This window comes from Pseudoxanthomonas sp. LjRoot143, from assembly GCF_964252945.1.
Classification (GTDB): domain Bacteria; phylum Pseudomonadota; class Gammaproteobacteria; order Xanthomonadales; family Xanthomonadaceae; genus Pseudoxanthomonas_A.
Genome location: NZ_CAXUPM020000001.1, coordinates 3,855,592 through 3,880,781, shown reverse-complemented (window position 1 = coordinate 3,880,781; position 25,190 = coordinate 3,855,592). Strand labels below are relative to the sequence as shown.

At 67.7% G+C, this 25,190-nt stretch carries 9 protein-coding genes; 5 read left to right on the top strand and 4 right to left on the bottom strand.

The window, feature by feature from the left end:
• Positions 1-88 precede the first annotated feature (88 nt).
• The gene (locus ACSQ1W_RS18625) at positions 89-634 is read left to right on the top strand and encodes a DUF1697 domain-containing protein (RefSeq protein ID WP_436045319.1); all 546 of its coding nucleotides are present in this window, start codon (positions 89-91) and stop codon (positions 632-634) included.
• Positions 635-667: 33 nt separating this feature from the next.
• A complete protein-coding gene (locus ACSQ1W_RS18620; RefSeq protein WP_436045318.1) occupies positions 668-1,081 on the top strand; it encodes a hypothetical protein in 414 nt (137 codons plus the stop codon).
• A 338-nt stretch (positions 1,082-1,419) separates the two neighbouring features.
• On the opposite strand, the gene ACSQ1W_RS18615 is transcribed toward ACSQ1W_RS18620, so the two are convergent.
• The 4 genes from ACSQ1W_RS18615 to zwf all read right to left on the bottom strand — a co-directional run bounded on the left by ACSQ1W_RS18615 (position 1,420) and on the right by zwf (position 6,431).
• Positions 1,420-3,162 carry an ExeM/NucH family extracellular endonuclease gene (locus ACSQ1W_RS18615; protein WP_436045317.1) on the bottom strand — a complete coding sequence of 581 codons (1,743 nt, stop codon included), beginning with the start codon at positions 3,160-3,162 and terminating at the stop codon, positions 1,420-1,422.
• 334 nt (positions 3,163-3,496) lie between these two features.
• A complete protein-coding gene (locus ACSQ1W_RS18610; protein ID WP_192273982.1) occupies positions 3,497-4,015 on the bottom strand; it encodes a c-type cytochrome in 519 nt (172 codons plus the stop codon).
• Between the two features lie 136 nt (positions 4,016-4,151).
• Positions 4,152-4,865 (bottom strand): 6-phosphogluconolactonase, encoded by a 714-nt coding sequence (pgl, locus tag ACSQ1W_RS18605; RefSeq protein WP_436045316.1) that lies wholly within the window; start codon positions 4,863-4,865, stop codon positions 4,152-4,154.
• A gap of 87 nt (positions 4,866-4,952) precedes the next feature.
• Positions 4,953-6,431, bottom strand: coding sequence for a glucose-6-phosphate dehydrogenase (gene zwf / locus ACSQ1W_RS18600; RefSeq protein WP_436045315.1), 1,479 nt, complete (start codon positions 6,429-6,431; stop codon positions 4,953-4,955).
• Positions 6,432-6,553: 122 nt separating this feature from the next.
• Between zwf and ACSQ1W_RS18595 the strand changes: the two genes are divergently transcribed.
• The 3 genes from ACSQ1W_RS18595 to ACSQ1W_RS18585 all read left to right on the top strand — a co-directional run bounded on the left by ACSQ1W_RS18595 (position 6,554) and on the right by ACSQ1W_RS18585 (position 25,162).
• Complete coding sequence (locus ACSQ1W_RS18595) at positions 6,554-7,303, top strand: GntR family transcriptional regulator (protein ID WP_192273979.1); 750 nt, start codon at positions 6,554-6,556, stop codon at positions 7,301-7,303.
• A gap of 412 nt (positions 7,304-7,715) precedes the next feature.
• Entirely contained in the window at positions 7,716-21,437 is a 13,722-nt protein-coding gene (locus ACSQ1W_RS18590) for a DUF7507 domain-containing protein (protein ID WP_436045314.1), read from the top strand.
• A gap of 11 nt (positions 21,438-21,448) precedes the next feature.
• On the top strand, positions 21,449-25,162 hold the full coding sequence (locus tag ACSQ1W_RS18585) for a hypothetical protein (protein ID WP_436045313.1): 3,714 nt from the start codon (positions 21,449-21,451) through the stop codon (positions 25,160-25,162).
• Positions 25,163-25,190 lie beyond the last annotated feature (28 nt).

Below are 25,190 nucleotides of genomic sequence, written 5' to 3'. Positions count from 1 at the left end.
CTGAACACCCTGACATCAACTGCCAGATACTTACTCGGCCATCCGCACCGGATCAGTCGTCGCTGACATCAATCAACCAGGCATCCACGTGTCCATATACATAGCACTCCTCCGCGGCATCAACGTCGGCAAGGCCAAGCGCATCGCGATGGCGGATCTGCGCACGTTGCTGGAAGGCCTCGGCCACACTGGCGTCGCCACGCTGCTCAACAGCGGCAATGTCGTCTTCAAGGCCGGCAAGGGCACGCCGAAGAAAATCGCCGCCGACATCTCGGCCGCCATCGCGACGCAGCTGGGAATCGAGGTGCCCGTCATCGTGGTGCCGGCGAAGGATCTCGCGTTGATCGCGGAGGACAATCCGTTCGCGAACACAGCCGCCGATCCCTCGCGCCTGCTGATCGCTTTCGTGCCGGATACCAGTGCGTTGTCCGCCGTGTCCGCGATCGCGCCGCTGGTCGTCGCGCCGGAGCAGTTCCATGTCGGCACGCATGCCGCGTACCTGCATTGCGCCCGGGGCATCCTCGACAGCAAGGCGGGGGAAGCGCTGGTGGGCAAGGCAGGCAAGGCGGCCACCACACGCAACTGGGGCACCGTGCAGAAGTTGCTGGCGCTGGTGGAAAAGGCTGATGCTTGATGCCGACTCGCGAATGACCCGGGACCTCCGCGCATGACCATTCCCCGCTTCCGCCAGCTCCTGATCCTCTCCGCCGTGCTGGCGATCGCGGGTGCGGTGGCCGGGCTGCTGCCCGGTGGCTATTCGACGGCGCTGGCCGACGCCTATGCCAACGAGCCGGTACCGCCACTGCTGCAACACGAGGGCATGGCCATCGCCGTGCTGCTCGCGATGCTGGCGGCGGTAGTTGCCGGCTTCGTGGGTCTGTTGCTGTTGAAGCGATGGGGCCGCACGCTGTCGCTGGTCCTCACGCTGGCCGGCCTGCCGCTGTACCTGTTGCTCGGTCCGACCCTGCAATCGCCCGTCGAAATGATGTTGACGGAGGCTTCGTCCCTGCTCTGGGGCGCCTGCCTGGCGCTGGCGTACTTTTCGCCGGTCGCCGTGCGTATCGAGGCAGATCCCGCGTAACCCGTAAGGCCGTCGAGGTTCTTCTGTTCCCTGACGACGCTTTCTTCCTCGACGTTTGAAGCTCGCAACGTCGTGGGCGAAGCGTCTTCCGTCCGCAGGGAACAGAAAAGCCTCGCCAGCTCACCGCAAGGCTTCGTCGTGGCACAGTAGAAGCACGGGATAACGCGCTTCCGAGGTGCGGCGTCCTGCCTTGACGCCTCGTCGGCTCACCTCACTGCCTCGTCATGGCACCGAAGTGCCTCGCCGTTGAGGAAAGAAACTTCGCCGCCGCATTTCAGGGCTTTGACGCCGCACTACCGGACGCGCTCGGGAGCGCCGCGCGCGATGCCGGGCCTGCGTCAGAGATCGAAGCCCAGCAGCAGCGGATCATGGTCGGAGCTGCGGAAAGGCACGCTGGCGTCGCCGTCGGCGTAGCCCTGGGCGTCCTGTTCATCGGCGTTGATATGCCACTCGGCCGCGCCGCGCAGCTGCTTCGCCAGCGACGGGCTGAGCAGGGCGTGGTCGAGGCGGCCGGTCAGGCCGTTGTACACGTAGCTGTAAGGCTGCTCGACGCCCGGCTGCTTGAACGCGTCGATCCAGCCGGCGTCGTCGCGCAGCCAGCGCACCGGGTCTTCCATCGCGTAGGCGTTGAAGTCGCCCAGCATCACCACGCGGTCGCTGCGCGTGCGCGTGGGATCGGTCTTCAGCCACGCGTCCAGGCGCTTGGACGAATCCAGGCGCAGCGCATTCCAACAACCGGCGCCATCCTTCTGGTCCGCGTCCAGGCCGGTGGCTTCGGAACAGCCCTTCGACTTCAGGTGGTTGGCGACCACGACGAAGGGTTTGCCGTTGCCGCGCACGAAGGCCTGCGCCAGCGGGCTGCGGCTGCGTTCGCCGAACGGGCCTTCCTCCAGCGTGGCGGGCTTGCCGGTCGGCTTGACCTTGTCGCTGCGGTAGATGATGCCGACGCGGATGGTGTCCGGGCCCGGACCTCGCTTTGCATCGACGAAGCGCCACGTGCCGCCGTTCGTGTTCAGGGCGGCGACCAGCTGCACGAGGCTGGAATCGGCGCCATAGCCGTCGTTCTCCAGTTCCATCAGCGCGGCGATGTCGGGGTTGAGGCCGCGGATGGTGGCGGTGAGCTTGGCGACCTGCGCCTTCAGTTGTTCCGGTGTCTTGGCGCCGCGCTCAGTGGGAAAGCCGCCGCCCTTGCCGTCGCCGTTGAACAGGTTCTCCAGGTTGAACGCGGCGACGCGCACATCGCCGGCGACCTGCGGCGCGGCCGGACGCTCTGGCGCGGCGATCGTCGGCGCGGCGGTGAGCTGCAGGCGCCAGCCGCCCATGCGTGGTTCGACGATGCCCTGCACGCCGGTCAGCACGGTGCCGGTGCGCAGCGGCTGGCCGTCCTTCACGTACCAGACGGTGGCGGGGTCGCGCTGCGTGCTGCCGTCGTCGAGCAGCAGCGTGCGGCGCGCGTTGTCGGCGTTAAGCCGCTTCGCCTCGGCGCTGCCGGGCGTGGCGAGCTCGCTGGACTGCCACAGGCGGCCGCCAAAGCTGGTGATCAGTTCGCCGAAGCGTTCGAGCGTGTGAGTGCCGCTGAGCGTGAGCGGGGCGTCGATGCGCACCAGCATGCCTTCGTAGCGTTCCCAGTCGTCGGGCTGCGAGGCCAACATGGTCGGGGCGACCTCGCCTTTGCCGCGGGGCTGGATCACCGGCGCATGCAGCGCGGTCAGCGTGTCATCGCCACCGGCTTTGCGCTCACCGACGATACCGCGCACGCGGACACGATCGCCTGCGGTGAGAGCCGGGGGCGTCGCGCCTTCGTCCAGCGCAACGAACAGGGCATCGGAGGTCTTCGGATTGCCATCGCCGGCGTCCTGCACGAAGAAGCCGCCGAGGCCTTCGAGGAATGCGCCGGTGACGACACCTTCGATGGTGACGGTCTGGTCGTCGAGCGCGCTGCGTTTGCCTTCGCCCTGCACCTGACCGATGGGAATGACACGCTCCTTCGGCGTGGCCGCGCAGGCGGGCAGCGCGAGGGAGGCGAGCAGGGCGAGGGAGGCGAGCAGGGCGAGGGTAAGCAGCGAGCGGGCAGACGTCATCGGGAGGCGACCATTGAAACGAGGCGGCAAGGTTAAACGGATTGGGTGACGGGCGATGCGGTGCCCGCGTGTTCCACTCGCCCCGCGTGCGGGGAGAGGGTGCCCGGAGGGTGGGTGAGGGGCGACGGCGCCGCCGCATCATCGCGACCGTGATGTCTCGAACGTTACGGGGCAGCCTTCGACCGTGGGAATGGGATTTCGTTCGCCCCTTCATCCGGCCTTCGGCCACCTTCTCCCCCGTGGCGGGGGAGAAGGGGCATCTCCGACATGCGCTTATGGACCGCACAAACAAAAACGCCGCCCGGAGGCGGCGTTTCGTGGAAGGCGGTAGGCCTTACTTGCTGTTGGCCAGCATCCAGTCGACCGTGGCGTGGATCTGCTCCTCGGTGATGGCCGGGTTGCCGCCCTTCGGGGGCATGATGCCGCCGTCCGGACCGGTGAAACCCTCGATGGCGTGCTTGTACAGCGTGTCCACACCCTTGCTGGCGCGTGCGCCCATGCCGGCGGCCGTCAGCATCGGGGCCTTGCCCACGCCGTTGGTGTGGCAGGCGCCGCAGAGGTTCTTGTAGATCTCGCCGCCATCCAGCGTGCCGCCGTAGGCGACCTGGGAAGCGGCGGCGGCGGCGGCGGCGGCCGCTGCAGCGGCCTGCGCGGCGGCGCCCGTTTCGCCGGCATAGACCGCACCGGCCGGCGCGATGCGCGCCTCGGTGATCTGCACGGTCTTCGGGTTCACTTCCGGCGGCAGGCTGTCGTGCAGGAAGTACGCGCCGACGATCAGGCCCGCGGTGACCAGCATCAGGAAGCCGATCACCATCGAGAAATGCTTGAGGAATTCGAGGTCGTAGTTACGCACTTTCCACCTTTGGCAGCACGGCCGCGAGGCCGCGCATGGCTACGAAAACGGGGGTCGACGGGCGCCGGGGCGCTGCGGACAAGGCCACATTATAAGCAGGGCGGCCGGTTTTGCCTCAACACCGGCGCGCGGCGGCTCAGGCGGTCAGGTAGACCTGCAGCGGGGAGCGCAGGGCCTGCAGTACATGGTGCATCGGGTACTGCGCCCCGGCGCCGTGTCCCGACAGGGCCTGCTGGAGCACCTGCCGCTTCTCGCCGCCTTCGATGTGCAGGTAGAGATGGCCGGCATCGCGCAGGACGGGCAGGGTCAGGGTGATGCGGGGCTCGCCGGCGCCGGGCGCACGCATCGGCAGCACGGTGGCAGGGGTGGCTGGATCCATCGCCTCGGCCAGACGGTCGCCGCCCGGGAAGAACGAGGCAGTGTGTCCGTCGCCGCCCATGCCCAGCACGGCAACATCCAGCGTGGCCGGCAGGGCTGACGCGACGTCGGCCAGGGCGTCGTCCGGCGTGGCGGTGGGGCGATAGAGCGGGACGAAGCGGGCCGCGGCGGCTTCATGCTGCAGCAGGTGCTCCTTCACCAGCCGCGCATTGGAACGCTCATGGTCGTCGTCGACCCAGCGCTCGTCGACCAGGGTGACGGTGACGTTCGCCCAGTCCAGCGGCTGCTGCGACAGCGCCTGCAGGAAGCGGCGCGGGGTGGTGCCGCCCGACAGCGCCAGGCTGGCGTGGCCGCGCGAGGCCAGTGCCGTGCGCAGGTCGTCGGCCACGGCCTGGGCCAGCGCGGCGGCGACGGCATCGCCATCGGGGAACGGGTGCAGTTGGATCTGCAGCGAGAGATCGGTGGGGGGCATGGCGGGTCTCGGGAGTGGGGGCTTCCCGGGGGAAGACAGGCCGGCGGTGCGCCGGGAGAAGGCCCCGCGGGTGCGGGGCCGGGCGCGTCAGACGGTGTCTTCGTGCCAGGTGCGGCCGTCGCGCTCGACCAGGGCCACGGCGGCGCTGGGGCCCCACGAACCGGCGGTATACGGCTTGGGCGCGTCGCGCTGCGTCTCCCAGGCGGCGAGGATCGGATCGATCCACGCCCATGCGGCTTCGACTTCATCACGGCGCATGAAGAGCGTCTGGTTGCCGCGCACCACGTCCATCAGCAGGCGCTCGTAGGCTTCCGGCTGGTGCACGCCGAAGGCCTCGGCGAAGCTCATGTCCAGCGGTACGTGCTGCAGGCGCAGGCCGCCGGGGCCAGGGTCCTTGATCATCAGCCACAGCTTGACGCCTTCGTCCGGCTGCAGGCGCAGCACCAGCTTGTTGCCCATCACCGGGCCGGCGCTGTCCTCGAAGATGGAATGCGGGATCTGCTTGAAGGCGATGACGATCTCGGACACGCGCTCGGACAGGCGCTTGCCGGTGCGCAGGTAGAACGGCACGCCGGCCCAGCGCCAGTTGTCGACTTCGGCCTTCAGCGCCACGAAGGTCTCGGTGCGCGAATCGGGCTTGCCCAGTTCTTCCAGGTAACCCGGCACCGCGGCGCCGCTGCTGGCGCCGGCGCGATACTGGCCACGCACGGACAGGTGGGCGACATCTTCGCCGCGCATCGGTTTGAGCGAGCGCAGCACCTTGAGCTTCTCGTCGCGCACGGCATCGGCCTGCAATGCAGCCGGCGGTTCCATCGCCACCATGCACAGCAGCTGCAGCAGGTGGTTCTGCACCATGTCGCGCAGCGCGCCGGAGGTGTCGTAGTAGCCGGCGCGCTTCTCCAGGCCGACGGTCTCGGCCACGGTGATCTGCACGTGGTCGATGCGGCTGGCGTTCCACAGCGGCTCGAACAGGATGTTGGCGAAACGCAGGGCGAGCAGGTTCTGGACCGTCTCTTTGCCCAGGTAGTGGTCGATGCGGAAGATCTGGTTTTCCGCGAAGGCGCTGCCGACGGCGTCGTTGATGACCGCGGCGCTGGCCGAGTCGTGGCCGATCGGCTTCTCGATGACGACGCGGGCGTTGCCGGTGTTCAGGCCATGCGCGCGCAGGCGGTCGCAGATGGCGACGAACAGGGTGGGGCTGGTCGACAGGTAGAACACGCGGATGCGGTCGCCGGTGGACTGCAGGCGGCTGGCGAACTCGTCCCAGCCTTCGTCCTTGGTCGCGTCCAGCGCCAGGTAGCCGAGCTTCTGCAGGAAGGCGGGCAGCTTGGCTCTCAAGGTCTCATCGCTGGCGGCGATGCGGGCCAGGGCTTCGCCGACCTTGGTCTGGTATTCGGCATCGCCCTGCTTGTCGCGGGCCACGCCGATGATGCGGCTGTCCTCGGGGATCTGGCCGTCGGCATAGCGGCGCAGCAGGCCCGGCAGCAGCTTGCGCAGCGCCAGATCGCCGGTGCCGCCGAAGATGACGAGATCGAAGGTGTCGACGGGCAGGGTCTTCGCGGTCACGGGCGTCTCGGTGCAGCTGAAGTGAGAGGCAACAATACCACCGGGGTACCACGGGATGCCAACAGGTCCGCTTTGTAAAAGGATTGTTGCGATATTGGTACGGCACTGGTATCGTGATTCACATGCAAACGAACCTGCTCGAGGAATACCAGCGGCTGCAGACCGGTGAGTCCACCCGGGCCGTGGCCTACCTGCGCCTGCGTCGCGCGCTGCAGAACCTGATGGATGCCGGCGTGCTGCGGCCCGGACAGGCGCTGCCCAGCGAGCGCGATCTGGCGCAGTTGCTGGACCTGTCGCGGGTGACCATCCGCAAGGCACTGGCCGGGCTGATCGAAAGTGGTCTGCTGGTGCAGCGCCAGGGCGCGGGCACCTTCGTCGCCGAGCGCATCCTGCGACAGTTCTCCCGCCTGACCAGCTTCACCGACGATCTGCGCGAGCGCGGGTTGAACCCGCAGGTGAAGTTCCTGGAGCGCTCGGTCGGTGAAGTGACGCCGGAAGAATCGATGGCGCTCAACCTGTCGCCGGGCAGTGGCGTGGTCCGTATGTATCGACTACGGCACGTGGATGGTTCGCCGATCGCCATTGAGCGGACTCTGGTGCCGTATGCCCTCCTGCCTGATCCGGAGAGCGTGACCACTTCTTTATATGAGGCGCTGGATGCTTACGGCCATCGGCCTCGCCGGGCCCTCCAGCGCCTGCGCGCCGTGGCCCTAGACGAAGAGGCGGCCCGCCACCTCGAACTGCCCGTCGGCGCCCCGGGCCTGCTGGTCGAACGCCGCGCCTTCCTCGAGGACGGTCGGGTGGTCGAATCCACCCGCTCGTACTACCGCGGCGACGCCTACGACTTCGTCGCCGAGCTGCAGAGCGACTGAGCCGCCTGTCGGCCCCGGCCGACCGTTCCTGAGTCTTCCGCCCCCTGCCTGTCCTGCCCCGGACCGGCGGGGCGAGCTTTGTATTGCCTGCAAAAAAGCCCCGCTGATCCGTCAGGAAAAGCCTTCTGTCGGTCCCGGCGGCATTCTGACGCCGCCCTGATGCACTTCTGTGATGAAGTTCACGCGCTTACCTATTGACGTCAATGAGTTGACGTTAATTTAAAGTAAATGTGTAATAGGCGTCTCACTTCTTTGTGAGAGATGTCCGCTTTACGAAGTGAAGTGCGATGTGTGTCGTATGCCCGTTCAGGCAGGCCGATCGAGCCGCCGAACGGCAATGCGACTTTCAAGACAGCCTTGGGGGAGGCAGTCCCGGCTGGCCGTTCTCCCGATCCAGCCGTAAGGGACCACCGTGTACGTCTCCACTCACTTCCGTCGTTTGGCCCAGAAGAGCCGCTTCGCCCTCGCCTTTGGAGCGTTGGCTCTCTACGGCGCGTTCGCGGCACCGGTGTTGGCGCAGACCCAGGTCGTCAACAACGCCAGCGTGACGGTCCCCGCCGGTGTGGTGGACACGAACTCGTCCAACAACACGGCAAGCGTGACGGTCAGTGTGGTAGCACCGAACCTGGTGATCGCCAAGAGCGGTCCGGCGACGGCAGTGGTAGGCACGGCCTACAACTATGTCGTCACGGTGACCAACAACGGCACGGCGCCGACCACGGCCATCGCGACGGTGACCGATGCGGTGCCGGCGGGCCTGACGATCAACTCGGCGACCGGCTGCTCGATCAGCGGCCAGACCGTGACCTGTTCGGTACCGGCGAACCTGTCGAACGTGGCGCCAGGCAACACGGCGAGCTTCACGATCAATGTGACGCCGACGGCGTCGGCGGCAGCCAGCGTGTCGAACACGGCGGTGGTGACCGGCGGCGGTGACCCGGACTGCGTGGGCACTGGCTGCACCACCCCGCCGGTGGTCACGACGGTCACGGCACCGAACCTGGTGATCGCCAAGAGTGGGCCGGCGACGGCGGTGGTGGGTACGGCCTACAACTACGTCGTTACGGTGACCAACAACGGCACGGCGCCAACGACGGCCATCGCGACGGTGACCGATGCGGTGCCGGCGGGCCTGACGATCAACTCGGCGACCGGCTGCTCGATCAGCGGCCAGACCGTGACCTGTTCGGTACCGGCGAACCTGTCGAATGTGGCGCCAGGCAACACGAGAAGCTTCACGATCAACGTGACGCCAACAGCATCGGCGGCAGCCAGCGTGTCGAACACGGCGGTGGTGACCGGCGGCGGTGACCCGGACTGCGTGGGCACTGGCTGCACCACCCCGCCGGTGGTCACGACGGTCACGGCACCGAACTTGGTGATCGCCAAGAGTGGGCCGGCGACGGCGGTGGTGGGTACGGCCTACAACTACGTCGTTACGGTGACCAACAACGGCACGGCGCCAACGACGGCCATCGCGACGGTGACCGATGCGGTGCCGGCGGGCCTGACGATCAACTCGGCGACCGGCTGCTCGATCAGCGGCCAGACCGTGACCTGCTCGGTACCGGCGAACCTGTCGAACGTGGCGCCAGGGAACACGGCGAGCTTCACGATCAACGTGACGCCGACGGCATCGGCAGCAGCGAGCGTGTCGAACACGGCGGTGGTGACCGGCGGTGGTGACCCGGACTGCGTGGGCACCGGCTGCACCACCCCGCCGGTGGTCACGACGGTCACGGCCCCGAACCTGGTGATCGCCAAGAGCGGTCCGGCGACGGCAGTGGTAGGCACGGCCTACAACTATGTCGTCACGGTGACCAACAACGGCACGGCGCCGACGACGGCGGCCGCGACGATCACTGACGTCGTGCCTGCGGGCCTAACGATCAACACAGCGGTCGGCTGCACAACCAGCGGCCAGACGGTGACCTGTCCGGTGGCGGCGGGTCTGTCGAACGTGGCGCCAGGCAACACCAGAAGCTTCACGATCAACGTGACGCCGACGGCATCGGCAGCGTCCAGCGTGTCGAACACGGCGGTGGTGACCGGCGGTGGCGACCCGGACTGCGTGGGCACCGGCTGCACCACCCCGCCGGTGGTCACGACGGTGAGGCCGACGATCGACGCGGTGGACGACAGCTACACCGTTCCTGCTGCGGGCGGCACTACGGCCAGCGTCATCGCCAACGACACCACCAACAATGTGGCGGCGGTCATCGGTACCAACGTCACGCTGACGCCGGGTGCGGCACCTGTGCCCGCGGTTGGCAGCATCACGATGGGTGCCAACGGCACCATCACCGTAGCTGCGAACACTGCAGCGGGTAGCTACAGCTATCCCTATCAGATCTGCACCAGTCCCGCGACGGTGCCCGTGACCTGCGACAGTGCTGTCGCGACCGTCGTCATCGCGGCGGCGCCTGCGCTGACGATCGACAAGTCGGCTGGCGCGCCGAGCGGCGGCACGGTGGGCAGTACGATCGCCTATTCGTTCCTGGTGACCAACACCGGCAACACTCCCCTGACGGGCATCGTGATCAACGATCCGCTCCTGACGGCAGCAGCGGCATGTCCGGTGACCGCGCTGGCTCCGGGTGCGAGCACCACCTGCACGGCCAGTTATGCGATCACCCAGGCGAACATCGATGCCGGTGTGGTGAACAACAGCGCCACGGCCACGGGCACGCCTCCCTCCGCCCCGGCCGTGACCTCGCCGCCTGACACGACGACCACGCCGATCACGCAGAGCTCGGCTCTGACGGTGGCCAAGAGTGTGACCTCGACGGGTCCGTACGCGCTGGGCTCGACGATCAGCTACAGCGTGGTGGCGACCAACAGCGGCACGGTGACGCTGAACAACGTGGTGGTGAGCGATCCGCTGCTGGCGGCGCCGAACAGCACGACGTGCGCGACGCTGGCGCCGGGTGCGACGTGCACGCTGACGGGCAGCTATGCCGTGCAGCAGACGGACGTTGACGCGGGCCAGGTGGTGAACACGGCGACGGCGGACTCGAATGAGACCGATCCGGTGACCGGCACGACGACCACGCCGATCACGCAGAGCTCGGCTCTGACGGTGGCCAAGAGTGTGACCTCGACGGGTCCGTACGCGCTGGGCTCGACGATCAGCTACAGCGTGGTGGCGACCAACAGCGGCACGGTGACGCTGAACAACGTGGTGGTGAGCGATCCGCTGCTGGCGGCGCCGAACAGCACGACGTGCGCGACGCTGGCGCCGGGTGCGACGTGCACGCTGACGGGCAGCTATGCCGTGCAGCAGACGGACGTTGACGCGGGCCAGGTGGTGAACACGGCGACGGCGGACTCGAATGAGACCGATCCGGTGACCGGCACGACGACCACGCCGATCACGCAGAGCTCGGCTCTGACGGTGGCCAAGAGTGTGACCTCGACGGGTCCGTACGCGCTGGGCTCGACGATCAGCTACAGCGTGGTGGCGACCAACAGCGGCACGGTGACGCTGAACAACGTGGTGGTGAGCGATCCGCTGCTGGCGGCGCCGAACAGCACGACGTGCGCGACGCTGGCGCCGGGTGCGACGTGCACGCTGACGGGCAGCTATGCCGTGCAGCAGACGGACGTTGACGCGGGCCAGGTGGTGAACACGGCGACGGCGGACTCGAATGAGACCGATCCGGTGACCGGCACGACGACCACGCCGATCACGCAGAGCTCGGCTCTGACGGTGGCCAAGAGTGTGACCTCGACGGGTCCGTACGCGCTGGGCTCGACGATCAGCTACAGCGTGGTGGCGACCAACAGCGGCACGGTGACGCTGAACAACGTGGTGGTGAGCGATCCGCTGCTGGCGGCGCCGAACAGCACGACGTGCGCGACGCTGGCGCCGGGTGCGACGTGCACGCTGACGGGCAGCTATGCCGTGCAGCAGACGGACGTTGACGCGGGCCAGGTGGTGAACACGGCGACGGCGGACTCGAATGAGACCGATCCGGTGACCGGCACGACGACCACGCCGATCACGCAGAGCTCGGCTCTGACGGTGGCCAAGAGTGTGACCTCGACGGGTCCGTACGCGCTGGGCTCGACGATCAGCTACAGCGTGGTGGCGACCAACAGCGGCACGGTGACGCTGAACAACGTGGTGGTGAGCGATCCGCTGCTGGCGGCGCCGAACAGCACGACGTGCGCGACGCTGGCGCCGGGTGCGACGTGCACGCTGACGGGCAGCTATGCCGTGCAGCAGACGGACGTTGACGCGGGCCAGGTGGTGAACACGGCGACGGCGGACTCGAATGAGACCGATCCGGTGACCGGCACGACGACCACGCCGATCACGCAGAGCTCGGCTCTGACGGTGGCCAAGAGTGTGACCTCGACGGGTCCGTACGCGCTGGGCTCGACGATCAGCTACAGCGTGGTGGCGACCAACAGCGGCACGGTGACGCTGAACAACGTGGTGGTGAGCGATCCGCTGCTGGCGGCGCCGAACAGCACGACGTGCGCGACGCTGGCGCCGGGTGCGACGTGCACGCTGACGGGCAGCTATGCCGTGCAGCAGACGGACGTTGACGCGGGCCAGGTGGTGAACACGGCGACGGCGGACTCGAATGAGACCGATCCGGTGACCGGCACGACGACCACGCCGATCACGCAGAGCTCGGCTCTGACGGTGGCCAAGAGTGTGACCTCGACGGGTCCGTACGCGCTGGGCTCGACGATCAGCTACAGCGTGGTGGCGACCAACAGCGGCACGGTGACGCTGAACAACGTGGTGGTGAGCGATCCGCTGCTGGCGGCGCCGAACAGCACGACGTGCGCGACGCTGGCGCCGGGTGCGACGTGCACGCTGACGGGCAGCTATGCCGTGCAGCAGACGGACGTTGACGCGGGCCAGGTGGTGAACACGGCGACGGCGGACTCGAATGAGACCGATCCGGTGACCGGCACGACGACCACGCCGATCACGCAGAGCTCGGCTCTGACGGTGGCCAAGAGTGTGACCTCGACGGGTCCGTACGCGCTGGGCTCGACGATCAGCTACAGCGTGGTGGCGACCAACAGCGGCACGGTGACGCTGAACAACGTGGTGGTGAGCGATCCGCTGCTGGCGGCGCCGAACAGCACGACGTGCGCGACGCTGGCGCCGGGTGCGACGTGCACGCTGACGGGCAGCTATGCCGTGCAGCAGACGGACGTTGACGCGGGCCAGGTGGTGAACACGGCGACGGCGGACTCGAATGAGACCGATCCGGTGACCGGCACGACGACCACGCCGATCACGCAGAGCTCGGCTCTGACGGTGGCCAAGAGTGTGACCTCGACGGGTCCGTACGCGCTGGGCTCGACGATCAGCTACAGCGTGGTGGCGACCAACAGCGGCACGGTGACGCTGAACAACGTGGTGGTGAGCGATCCGCTGCTGGCGGCGCCGAACAGCACGACGTGCGCGACGCTGGCGCCGGGTGCGACGTGCACGCTGACGGGCAGCTATGCCGTGCAGCAGACGGACGTTGACGCGGGCCAGGTGGTGAACACGGCGACGGCGGACTCGAATGAGACCGATCCGGTGACCGGCACGACGACCACGCCGATCACGCAGAGCTCGGCTCTGACGGTGGCCAAGAGTGTGACCTCGACGGGTCCGTACGCGCTGGGCTCGACGATCAGCTACAGCGTGGTGGCGACCAACAGCGGCACGGTGACGCTGAACAACGTGGTGGTGAGCGATCCGCTGCTGGCGGCGCCGAACAGCACGACGTGCGCGACGCTGGCGCCGGGTGCGACGTGCACGCTGACGGGCAGCTATGCCGTGCAGCAGACGGACGTTGACGCGGGCCAGGTGGTGAACACGGCGACGGCGGACTCGAATGAGACCGATCCGGTGACCGGCACGACGACCACGCCGATCACGCAGAGCTCGGCTCTGACGGTGGCCAAGAGTGTGACCTCGACGGGTCCGTACGCGCTGGGCTCGACGATCAGCTACAGCGTGGTGGCGACCAACAGCGGCACGGTGACGCTGAACAACGTGGTGGTGAGCGATCCGCTGCTGGCGGCGCCGAACAGCACGACGTGCGCGACGCTGGCGCCGGGTGCGACGTGCACGCTGACGGGCAGCTATGCCGTGCAGCAGACGGACGTTGACGCGGGCCAGGTGGTGAACACGGCGACGGCGGACTCGAATGAGACCGATCCGGTGACCGGCACGACGACCACGCCGATCACGCAGAGCTCGGCTCTGACGGTGGCCAAGAGTGTGACCTCGACGGGTCCGTACGCGCTGGGCTCGACGATCAGCTACAGCGTGGTGGCGACCAACAGCGGCACGGTGACGCTGAACAACGTGGTGGTGAGCGATCCGCTGCTGGCGGCGCCGAACAGCACGACGTGCGCGACGCTGGCGCCGGGTGCGACGTGCACGCTGACGGGCAGCTATGCCGTGCAGCAGACGGACGTTGACGCGGGCCAGGTGGTGAACACGGCGACGGCGGACTCGAATGAGACCGATCCGGTGACCGGCACGACGACCACGCCGATCACGCAGAGCTCGGCTCTGACGGTGGCCAAGAGTGTGACCTCGACGGGTCCGTACGCGCTGGGCTCGACGATCAGCTACAGCGTGGTGGCGACCAACAGCGGCACGGTGACGCTGAACAACGTGGTGGTGAGCGATCCGCTGCTGGCGGCGCCGAACAGCACGACGTGCGCGACGCTGGCGCCGGGTGCGACGTGCACGCTGACGGGCAGCTATGCCGTGCAGCAGACGGACGTTGACGCGGGCCAGGTGGTGAACACGGCGACGGCGGACTCGAATGAGACCGATCCGGTGACCGGCACGACGACCACGCCGATCACGCAGAGCTCGGCTCTGACGGTGGCCAAGAGTGTGACCTCGACGGGTCCGTACGCGCTGGGCTCGACGATCAGCTACAGCGTGGTGGCGACCAACAGCGGCACGGTGACGCTGAACAACGTGGTGGTGAGCGATCCGCTGCTGGCGGCGCCGAACAGCACGACGTGCGCGACGCTGGCGCCGGGTGCGACGTGCACGCTGACGGGCAGCTATGCCGTGCAGCAGACGGACGTTGACGCGGGCCAGGTGGTGAACACGGCGACGGCGGACTCGAATGAGACCGATCCGGTGACCGGCACGACGACCACGCCGATCACGCAGAGCTCGGCTCTGACGGTGGCCAAGAGTGTGACCTCGACGGGTCCGTACGCGCTGGGCTCGACGATCAGCTACAGCGTGGTGGCGACCAACAGCGGCACGGTGACGCTGAACAACGTGGTGGTGAGCGATCCGCTGCTGGCGGCGCCGAACAGCACGACGTGCGCGACGCTGGCGCCGGGTGCGACGTGCACGCTGACGGGCAGCTATGCCGTGCAGCAGACGGACGTTGACGCGGGCCAGGTGGTGAACACGGCGACGGCGGACTCGAATGAGACCGATCCGGTGACCGGCACGACGACCACGCCGATCACGCAGAGCTCGGCTCTGACGGTGGCCAAGAGTGTGACCTCGACGGGTCCGTACGCGCTGGGCTCGACGATCAGCTACAGCGTGGTGGCGACCAACAGCGGCACGGTGACGCTGAACAACGTGGTGGTGAGCGATCCGCTGCTGGCGGCGCCGAACAGCACGACGTGCGCGACGCTGGCGCCGGGTGCGACGTGCACGCTGACGGGCAGCTATGCCGTGCAGCAGACGGACGTTGACGCGGGCCAGGTGGTGAACACGGCGACGGCGGACTCGAATGAGACCGATCCGGTGACCGGCACGACGACCACGCCGATCACGCAGAGCTCGGCTCTGACGGTGGCCAAGAGTGTGACCTCGACGGGTCCGTACGCGCTGGGCTCGACGATCAGCTACAGCGTGGTGGCGACCAACAGCGGCACGGTGACGCTGAACAACGTGGTGGTGAGCGATCCGCTGCTGGCGGCGCCGAACAGCACGACGTGCGCGACGCTGGCGCCGGGTGCGACGTGCACGCTGACGGGCAGCTATGCCGTGCAGCAGACGGACGTTGACGCGGGCCAGGTGGTGAACACGGCGACGGCGGACTCGAATGAGACCGATCCGGTGACCGGCACGACGACCACGCCGATCACGCAGAGCTCGGCTCTGACGGTGGCCAAGAGTGTGACCTCGACGGGTCCGTACGCGCTGGGCTCGACGATCAGCTACAGCGTGGTGGCGACCAACAGCGGCACGGTGACGCTGAACAACGTGGTGGTGAGCGATCCGCTGCTGGCGGCGCCGAACAGCACGACGTGCGCGACGCTGGCGCCGGGTGCGACGTGCACGCTGACGGGCAGCTATGCCGTGCAGCAGACGGACGTTGACGCGGGCCAGGTGGTGAACACGGCGACGGCGGACTCGAATGAGACCGATCCGGTGACCGGCACGACGACCACGCCGATCACGCAGAGCTCGGCTCTGACGGTGGCCAAGAGTGTGACCTCGACGGGTCCGTACGCGCTGGGCTCGACGATCAGCTACAGCGTGGTGGCGACCAACAGCGGCACGGTGACGCTGAACAACGTGGTGGTGAGCGATCCGCTGCTGGCGGCGCCGAACAGCACGACGTGCGCGACGCTGGCGCCGGGTGCGACGTGCACGCTGACGGGCAGCTATGCCGTGCAGCAGACGGACGTTGACGCGGGCCAGGTGGTGAACACGGCGACGGCGGACTCGAATGAGACCGATCCGGTGACCGGCACGACGACCACGCCGATCACGCAGAGCTCGGCTCTGACGGTGGCCAAGAGTGTGACCTCGACGGGTCCGTACGCGCTGGGCTCGACGATCAGCTACAGCGTGGTGGCGACCAACAGCGGCACGGTGACGCTGAACAACGTGGTGGTGAGCGATCCGCTGCTGGCGGCGCCGAACAGCACGACGTGCGCGACGCTGGCGCCGGGTGCGACGTGCACGCTGACGGGCAGCTATGCCGTGCAGCAGACGGACGTTGACGCGGGCCAGGTGGTGAACACGGCGACGGCGGACTCGAATGAGACCGATCCGGTGACCGGCACGACGACCACGCCGATCACGCAGAGCTCGGCTCTGACGGTGGCCAAGAGTGTGACCTCGACGGGTCCGTACGCGCTGGGCTCGACGATCAGCTACAGCGTGGTGGCGACCAACAGCGGCACGGTGACGCTGAACAACGTGGTGGTGAGCGATCCGCTGCTGGCGGCGCCGAACAGCACGACGTGCGCGACGCTGGCGCCGGGTGCGACGTGCACGCTGACGGGCAGCTATGCCGTGCAGCAGACGGACGTTGACGCGGGCCAGGTGGTGAACACGGCGACGGCGGACTCGAATGAGACCGATCCGGTGACCGGCACGACGACCACGCCGATCACGCAGAGCTCGGCTCTGACGGTGGCCAAGAGTGTGACCTCGACGGGTCCGTACGCGCTGGGCTCGACGATCAGCTACAGCGTGGTGGCGACCAACAGCGGCACGGTGACGCTGAACAACGTGGTGGTGAGCGATCCGCTGCTGGCGGCGCCGAACAGCACGACGTGCGCGACGCTGGCGCCGGGTGCGACGTGCACGCTGACGGGCAGCTATGCCGTGCAGCAGACGGACGTTGACGCGGGCCAGGTGGTGAACACGGCGACGGCGGACTCGAATGAGACCGATCCGGTGACCGGCACGACGACCACGCCGATCACGCAGAGCTCGGCTCTGACGGTGGCCAAGAGTGTGACCTCGACGGGTCCGTACGCGCTGGGCTCGACGATCAGCTACAGCGTGGTGGCGACCAACAGCGGCACGGTGACGCTGAACAACGTGGTGGTGAGCGATCCGCTGCTGGCGGCGCCGAACAGCACGACGTGCGCGACGCTGGCGCCGGGTGCGACGTGCACGCTGACGGGCAGCTATGCCGTGCAGCAGACGGACGTTGACGCGGGCCAGGTGGTGAACACGGCGACGGCGGACTCGAATGAGACCGATCCGGTGACCGGCACGACGACCACGCCGATCACGCAGAGCTCGGCTCTGACGGTGGCCAAGAGTGTGACCTCGACGGGTCCGTACGCGCTGGGCTCGACGATCAGCTACAGCGTGGTGGCGACCAACAGCGGCACGGTGACGCTGAACAACGTGGTGGTGAGCGATCCGCTGCTGGCGGCGCCGAACAGCACGACGTGCGCGACGCTGGCGCCGGGTGCGACGTGCACGCTGACGGGCAGCTATGCCGTGCAGCAGACGGACGTTGACGCGGGCCAGGTGGTGAACACGGCGACGGCGGACTCGAATGAGACCGATCCGGTGACCGGCACGACGACCACGCCGATCACGCAGAGCTCGGCTCTGACGGTGGCCAAGAGTGTGACCTCGACGGGTCCGTACGCGCTGGGCTCGACGATCAGCTACAGCGTGGTGGCGACCAACAGCGGCACGGTGACGCTGAACAACGTGGTGGTGAGCGATCCGCTGCTGGCGGCGCCGAACAGCACGACGTGCGCGACGCTGGCGCCGGGTGCGACGTGCACGCTGACGGGCAGCTATGCCGTGCAGCAGACGGACGTTGACGCGGGCCAGGTGGTGAACACGGCGACGGCGGACTCGAATGAGACCGATCCGGTGACCGGCACGACGACCACGCCGATCACGCAGAGCTCGGCTCTGACGGTGGCCAAGAGTGTGACCTCGACGGGTCCGTACGCGCTGGGCTCGACGATCAGCTACAGCGTGGTGGCGACCAACAGCGGCACGGTGACGCTGAACAACGTGGTGGTGAGCGATCCGCTGCTGGCGGCGCCGAACAGCACGACGTGCGCGACGCTGGCGCCGGGTGCGACGTGCACGCTGACGGGCAGCTATGCCGTGCAGCAGACGGACGTTGACGCGGGCCAGGTGGTGAACACGGCGACGGCGGACTCGAATGAGACCGATCCGGTGACCGGCACGACGACCACGCCGATCACGCAGACGTCTTCGCAGACCCTGGTGAAGGCATTGACCAACGACAGCACCGGTGGCGCCGTCGTGGTGGGTGACGTGCTGACCTATACGGTGACGATGACCAACACGGGCAACACGACGTTGAGCAGCGTGGTGGTGGGCGATGCGCTGACCACACCGTCAACCGTCACCTGCGCCAGCGTGGCGCCGGGCGCGAGCTGCGAGCTGGTGGGCACGTATACGGTGACCCAGGCTGACGCGGATGCGGGCACGATCCGCAACACGGCGGTGGTGACGAGTCCGGCCTGTCCGGCGGGCAGCACGGATCCGGGCTGCACGACGACGATCGACACCCCGGTGCAGAACCCGGCGGTGACCTTCAGCAAGTCGGTCATCCTCCCGATCGGGCAGACCGAGGTCTCGGTGGGGGACACCCTCACCTACAACCTGCAGGTCGTGGTCGGCGATGCTGCGACCACGTCGCCGGTCACGCTGACCGACACGCTGGGCCAGGGCCTGACGCTGGGTGCGGTGACGGCGGGCAGCCTGAGCTGCGGCACGGGCAATCCGCTGGTGTGCACGCTGCCGGCGAATACGGTGCCGGGCACCTATCTGGTGACCTACACCGCAATCGTGAACGAACTGGCGACCGGCTTCGTGCGCAACGTGGTGGTGGCGACGGGCGATGACGCCCCGACCTGCCAGGGCGCGTGCCAGACCGAAACCATCGTGACCGAGCCGTTGCCGGCCATCGTCAGCTACGGCAAGTCTGCCGTGCTGCCGGCAGGCAAGACCAGCGTGGTCGCGGGCGACGTGATCACCTATACGTTGTCTGCGACGGTGGCGGCAGCGCCGACCTCCAGCGCAATCACCCTGACCGACACGCTGGGCACAGGCCTGACGTTCGGGACGGTGACCTCGGCGGGTGCCTACACCTGCAGCGCGACCAGTCCGCTGGTGTGCACGCTGCCGGAGGGCACGGTGCCAGGCGTCTACACGGTCACCTACACCGCGACGGTCAACGACCAGGCGAGCGGCGTGGTCCGCAATGCGGTGGTCGGTACGGGTACCGATAACCCGGTGTGTGCGAACGAGTGCGACATCGAGACGCCGGTGGCAACGCCGACGGTGGTGGTGAACAAGGGCTCCGATCCCGCCAACGGTGCGACCGTGCAGCCTGGCCAGGTGATCACCTACACCTTGTCGGTGCAGGTTGGCCAGGCGGCTCTGGATTCCGCCGTGACCCTGGTGGACACGCCGGATCGCGGGCTGACGCTGGGCGCCATGCCGGCTGGCTGCGCCTACAACGGCACGACCATCACCTGCATCGTGCCGGCTGGTACGCCGGTGGGTACACAGACGTTCACCTACACGGCCACCGTGAATGCGTCGGTGACGGGTCGCGTGACGAACGTGGTCGTGGCCAGCGGCGCGGATCCGACCGATCCGCCGCCGACCTGCCAGACCTGCAGCACCGAGCATCTGGTCGGCCTGCCGGAGATCCGCCTGAGCAAGTCGGCCGGCGTGCGCGAGGTGCGCATTGGTGACCTGGTCCGCTACACGCTGACGGTGGAGAACGTGGGCAGCACCGACCTGGTCAATGGCAGCATCACGGACACGCCGGCGGCTGGCTTCAGCTATGTCGAGGGTTCGCTGTTGGCGGCCGATGCCGACCAGATGGCGACCGTCTCGGGCCACCAGCCGCTACGCTTCGCAGGCGTGGACGTGCGTGCCGGCGAGACCGCCACGCTGGTGTACGTGTTGCGGGTGGGCGCGGGCGTGCGTCCGGGCGCCCACATCAACCAGGCGCAGGTGCGTTCGTCGATCGATGAGCCGGTGTCGAACGTGGCCACAGCGGAGGTGCAGTTGACCGCCGATGCGATGCTGGATGACAGCCTGCTGTTCGGTACGGTCTTCAACGACCGCGACGGCGACGGCTGGCAGGACAGCGCTACGCTGGGCGGCGTGAAGGTGCAGGGCGGTTTCGCGCCGGGCGCCTATATCGCCAACTCGACCACCTTGGACCATGGCGCGGGCCCGCAGCCCGAGCCGGATGCCAGCTCGCCGATGCTGCATGGCATCGCGGTCGGCACGATCAGCGGTCGCCAGTCGCCCGCGGACCCGGTGGACGCCCATGAAGTGGTCATCCGGCAGCGCTTGAGCGAGCTGGCCTTCACCGACGACTTCGTGCTGACCAGCGACCAGGGCGTCACGGTGCGCATGGATGCCGTGGGCAACACGCGCATCGAGCAGTCCGGTGATGCCGCCAAGGGCCTGACCGCGGCAGCGCCGACGGTCGAGCGTCGTGTGGCGCAGGGTGAGAGCGGCTACGTGGTCGACTACGTCATCCGCAACGCCGGCATCGACGAGCGTGGCATCCCCGGTGTCCGCATCGCGTCGGTGGAAGGTCTGCTGATCGAGACCGACCAGTACGGCCGCTATCACCTGGCAGGCATGTCGGGCGGCGCATGGGAGCGTGGCCGCAACTTCATCCTGAAGGTCGACCCGTCCACGCTGCCGTCCGGTGCCGAGTTCACCACCGACAACCCGCTGCTCCGTCGGATCACTCCCGGTGTGCCGGTGCGCTTCGACTTCGGCGTGAAGCTGCCCGAACAGGTGATCGAGGGTGGCAGCGAGCAGGTGGAGCTGGAGCTGGGCGAGGTGTTCTTCGCGCCCGGCAGTGCCGAGGTCCGCGTGCAGTACCAGCCGGTGATCGAAGCGATGGCTGCCCAGGTGCGCAAGCACGGCGGCGGCGAGGTGGTGATCAGTGCCAACGGCGATGCCGAGCCCCTGGCGTTCGAACGCGCCAACGCGGTCAAGGCTGCGTTGCTGGAGATGCTGGAACCGACCGTCGCGCAGGCGCTGGTGGTCAGCGTGCGCGGCAACGTCGACGATCCAGGTTCGCTGGTCGTCGGCGTGGATGAAGGCGGCGCGCTTCTTGGCACGGTGCTGTTCGACACCGACAAGGCGGCGATCCGTCCGGAGTTCGAACCGTTGCTGGACAAGGTGGCGGCGGCACTGGAGAAGCGGGGCGGCGGCAGCATCGCCATCGTCGGCCATACCGATGTGCGGGGTTCGCATGCGTACAACACCGCCCTTGGCATGCGCCGTGCAAAAGCGGTCTACGAGGCCCTTGCCAAGCGACTGAGCCCGGAGGTGCGCGCCAACGTTCGCGTGGAATCCAGTAACGATCCGACAGCCCCTGTCGGCGTGCGCAAGTGAAGGGGCGGATCATGAAGAAGCGTATGAAGATGAAGCTGCTGGACTACACGCTGATCGGACTGTTGGCGGGTGCCACCCCGGTCGCCGCCGCGCAGGCGCCTGTGCCGGCCCCGGCGAAGACCGGCGAGGCGGCGGCACCGGTGGAATGCGATGGCCAACAGTGCGCCGGCGAGGAGGGCCTGCTGTTCCGGCTGCGCACGCGCAGCTACGACAGGCCGGTCACCCAAGGCACGAGCGAGCAGTCCTCGTCTCCGGCCCTGCAGCCCGACCGCCGCGTGACCGTGGCGACCGAGCAGCCCGGCAAGGCGACGGCGATGGGCAAGTTCTCCATCGACCTGCCCGGCGGCGGCGCCATCTGGGCGACCGAGGATCCCACGCTCGGCCAGCCGGAGCTGTCGGTGTCCGCCCCGACGATCGTGTCGTTCGACGGCCAGCGCATCACCAAGCCAGTGCAGTTCTACGTGCGGGGCAACTACCCGGCCTTCATCAAGCGCCTGGAAATCTCGCTCTATCGCAGTAGCGATGCCGACCTGATCGAGCCGATCGCCACCGTGCCGCTGGATGTGGCCGGCGTGACCCAGGCCGATTGGGATGGCGCGCTGCCGGCCAGGTATCCGTTCCGCAAGGGCGACGAACTCGTCTACGTGCTGCGCGCCTACGGTGAGGGCGACAGCTTCGATGAGACCTATCCGCGCACGCTGCAGCTGGTGTCTCCGGAAGAGGCCGAGCGCGGCGCGAACCTGCTGCGCGACAGCGCCGAGCGTGCGCTCGGCACGTCGTTGTCGAGCGAGCAGGCGCAGGCGCAGCGTCAGCTGGACGACGTGTTCTCCGGCAATGGGTTGCGTCAACAGAACATCCCGATGTACGGCTCCCGCATCCGCATCCAGGGCCGCAATATCCCCGACCGGGCGCAGCTGACCATCAACGGCGAGCAGTATCCGGTGGATCTGGAGCGCAAGTTCGTCGCCGAGTATCTGGTGCCGGTGGGCCGCCACCGCTTCGAGATCGGAGTGGGCGAGACCGGCCATGGTGACGGCAGCGGACGGGCCGCGACGCACGCGTTGGACGTGGACGTGACGGGCCGCTACTTCTTCGGCGTCGGCCTGGCCGACGTCACCGTCTCGCAGAACAAGGTCAGCGGTTCGGGCGCCGCGTTCGCCAACGACACGCGCTATCAGGACGACGTGATCAGCGACGGTCGCCTCGCGTTCTATGGCAAGGCCAAATACGCCGGCAAGTATCTGGTCACCGCGCAGGCCGACACCACCCAGCGCGACCTCGAGCGCCTGTTCGACGGCTTCACGAAAGCCGATCCCCAGGACATCTTCCGTCGCCTCGATCCGGACCTGTACTACCCCGTCTATGGCGACGACTCCACGACGTACCGCGACGTGGACACGATGGGCCGCTTCTACCTGCGCGTGGACTGGGACAAGAACCAGGCGCTGTGGGGCAACTACAGCACCGGCATCACCGGCACCGAGTACGCCCAGTACCAGCGCTCGCTGTACGGCGCGGCGTTGAACTGGCGCTCCAATGCGACCAACCGCTGGGGCGATCCCGGAAGCGAAGTGCGCGTGTTCGGTTCCCGGGCGGAAACCGCGCCGGGCCACAACGAGTTCATCGGTACCGGCGGCAGCCTGTACTACCTGCGGCACACCGACCTGTTGCCGGGCTCCGACGTGGTGACGCTGGAGATCCGCGACCTGACCACCGGACGCACCGAGAACCGCGTGGTCCTGCAGCGTGGCACCGACTATGAGATCGACGAACTGCAGGGTCGCGTGCTGCTGACGCGCCCGCTGGCCCAGATCACCCGTGAGAACGCGCCCACGCTGACCCGCGATACGCCGCTGGACGGTTTCGAGCAGCGCCTGATCGTGGACTACGAATGGGTGCCGTCGGGCTTCGATGCCGACGACATCACCGCCGGCTTCCGCGGCAAGCACTGGTTCGGTAACCACGTTGGCGTGGGAGCGACCTACGTGCAGGAGAACCGTGCGGGCGAGGACTACACGCTGGCGGCTGGCGATCTCACCCTGCAGGCCGGCAAGGGCACCTACATCAAGGCCGAGTACGCGCAGACCGAGTCGTTCGGCGCACCGGTGTTCTTCTCCGACAACGGCGGCCTGAGCTTCATCCAGCAGAACGACACCGCGCTGTTCCGCGAAGGCGACGCCAAGTCGCTGGAAGCGCGCGCCAACTTCAAGGAACTGGGCTGGACCGAGCAGGACTGGAGTGTCGGTGCGTGGTGGCGCAACACCAGCGCGGGCTATTCCATCTCGCGCTACGACACCGGCCGTCCGGTCACCGAATACGGTGCCGAGCTGCTGGGCCAGTTCACGCCCAACCTGGGCCTGTACACGCGCTACACCCGTGCCGAGAGCGGCGTGGAAACGTTGACGCAGGCGCAGGCCACGCTGGAATGGCGCGTCAATGACGCCAGCACATTCAGTGCGGAAGTCCGCCGCGTGGATCAGGAAGGCACCGCGGCCGATGCCGCCGGCACGCTGGGTGCGTTGAAGTACCTGCACCGCTTCGGCAGCTCGCTGGAGCTGTACGGTATCGGGCAGGTGACGCTGGACGACGATGGCGGCGAGTACGCCGACAACAACGCACTGACCCTCGGTGGCAAGTACCTGTACGGCAACCAGTCGTCCGTGGGTGCGGAAGTCACCACGGGCGACCGTGGCGAAGCCGCCACCGTCAATGCCGAGCATCGCCTGACCGCGGAACACTCGATCTACGGCGCGTACACCTACTCGACCGATACCACCGACTACGATTCGGTGTTCAACCGCAGCGCCCAGAATGGCTGGACGCTGGGCCAGCGCTGGCGCCTGTCCAACCAGGTCAACCTGTACAACGAGAGCCAGTTCCTGAAGGAGCGTGATGCTTCCGGGCTGGCGCATACCTTCGGCATGGATTTCTATCCGGCCCAGGGTTGGAACATGGGGTTCACGCTGTCCGATGGCGAGCTGACCAACACGGCGGGCGGCAATGTCGATCGCCGCGCGATCAGCGTGTCGGGTGGTCGCACGTCGCCGGATACCGACTGGCAGAGCAAGCTGGAGTGGCGCGAGGACAACGGTGCCGAGCAGCGTGAGCAGTGGGTCAGCACGAACCGCCTGACGCACAAGTTCAACGAGAGCTGGCGCATCGCGGCACGGTTGAATTACGCAGACACCGACGATCAGCTGGATCCGCTGGCCAGCGCCCGCTTCATCGAAGGCAACGTGGGCTTCGCTTACCGTCCCTGGGACAACCAGCGCTGGGGCCTGTTCGGCCGTTACACCTACCTGTACGACCTGGCCACACTCGGCCAGATCGGCGGCGCGGACTACGACCAGAAGTCGCAGATCCTCTCATTCGAAGGCGTGTACAAGCTGGACCAGCGCTGGGAATTCGCCGGCAAGCTGGCGCGCCGCGAAGGCGAAGTGCGCATGGGGCGTGGCACGGGCGTGTGGCTGGATTCGGCCACCACGTTCGCGGCGGCGCAGGTGCGCTACGACCTGCGCACGCAGTGGCATGCCTTGGCGGAGTACCGCTGGCTCGACGTGGATGACGGTGGGTCGAAGCAGGGCGTCCTGCTGGGTGTCGATCGCGACCTCAGCAAGAACTTCCGTATCGGTGTGGGTTACAACTTCACCGACTTCAGCGACGACCTGACCGACTTCGACTACGACCACAAGGGCTGGTTCCTGAACCTGGTCGGCACGTACTGACGTCCGGTCCGGTCCGACGGTGCGGCGC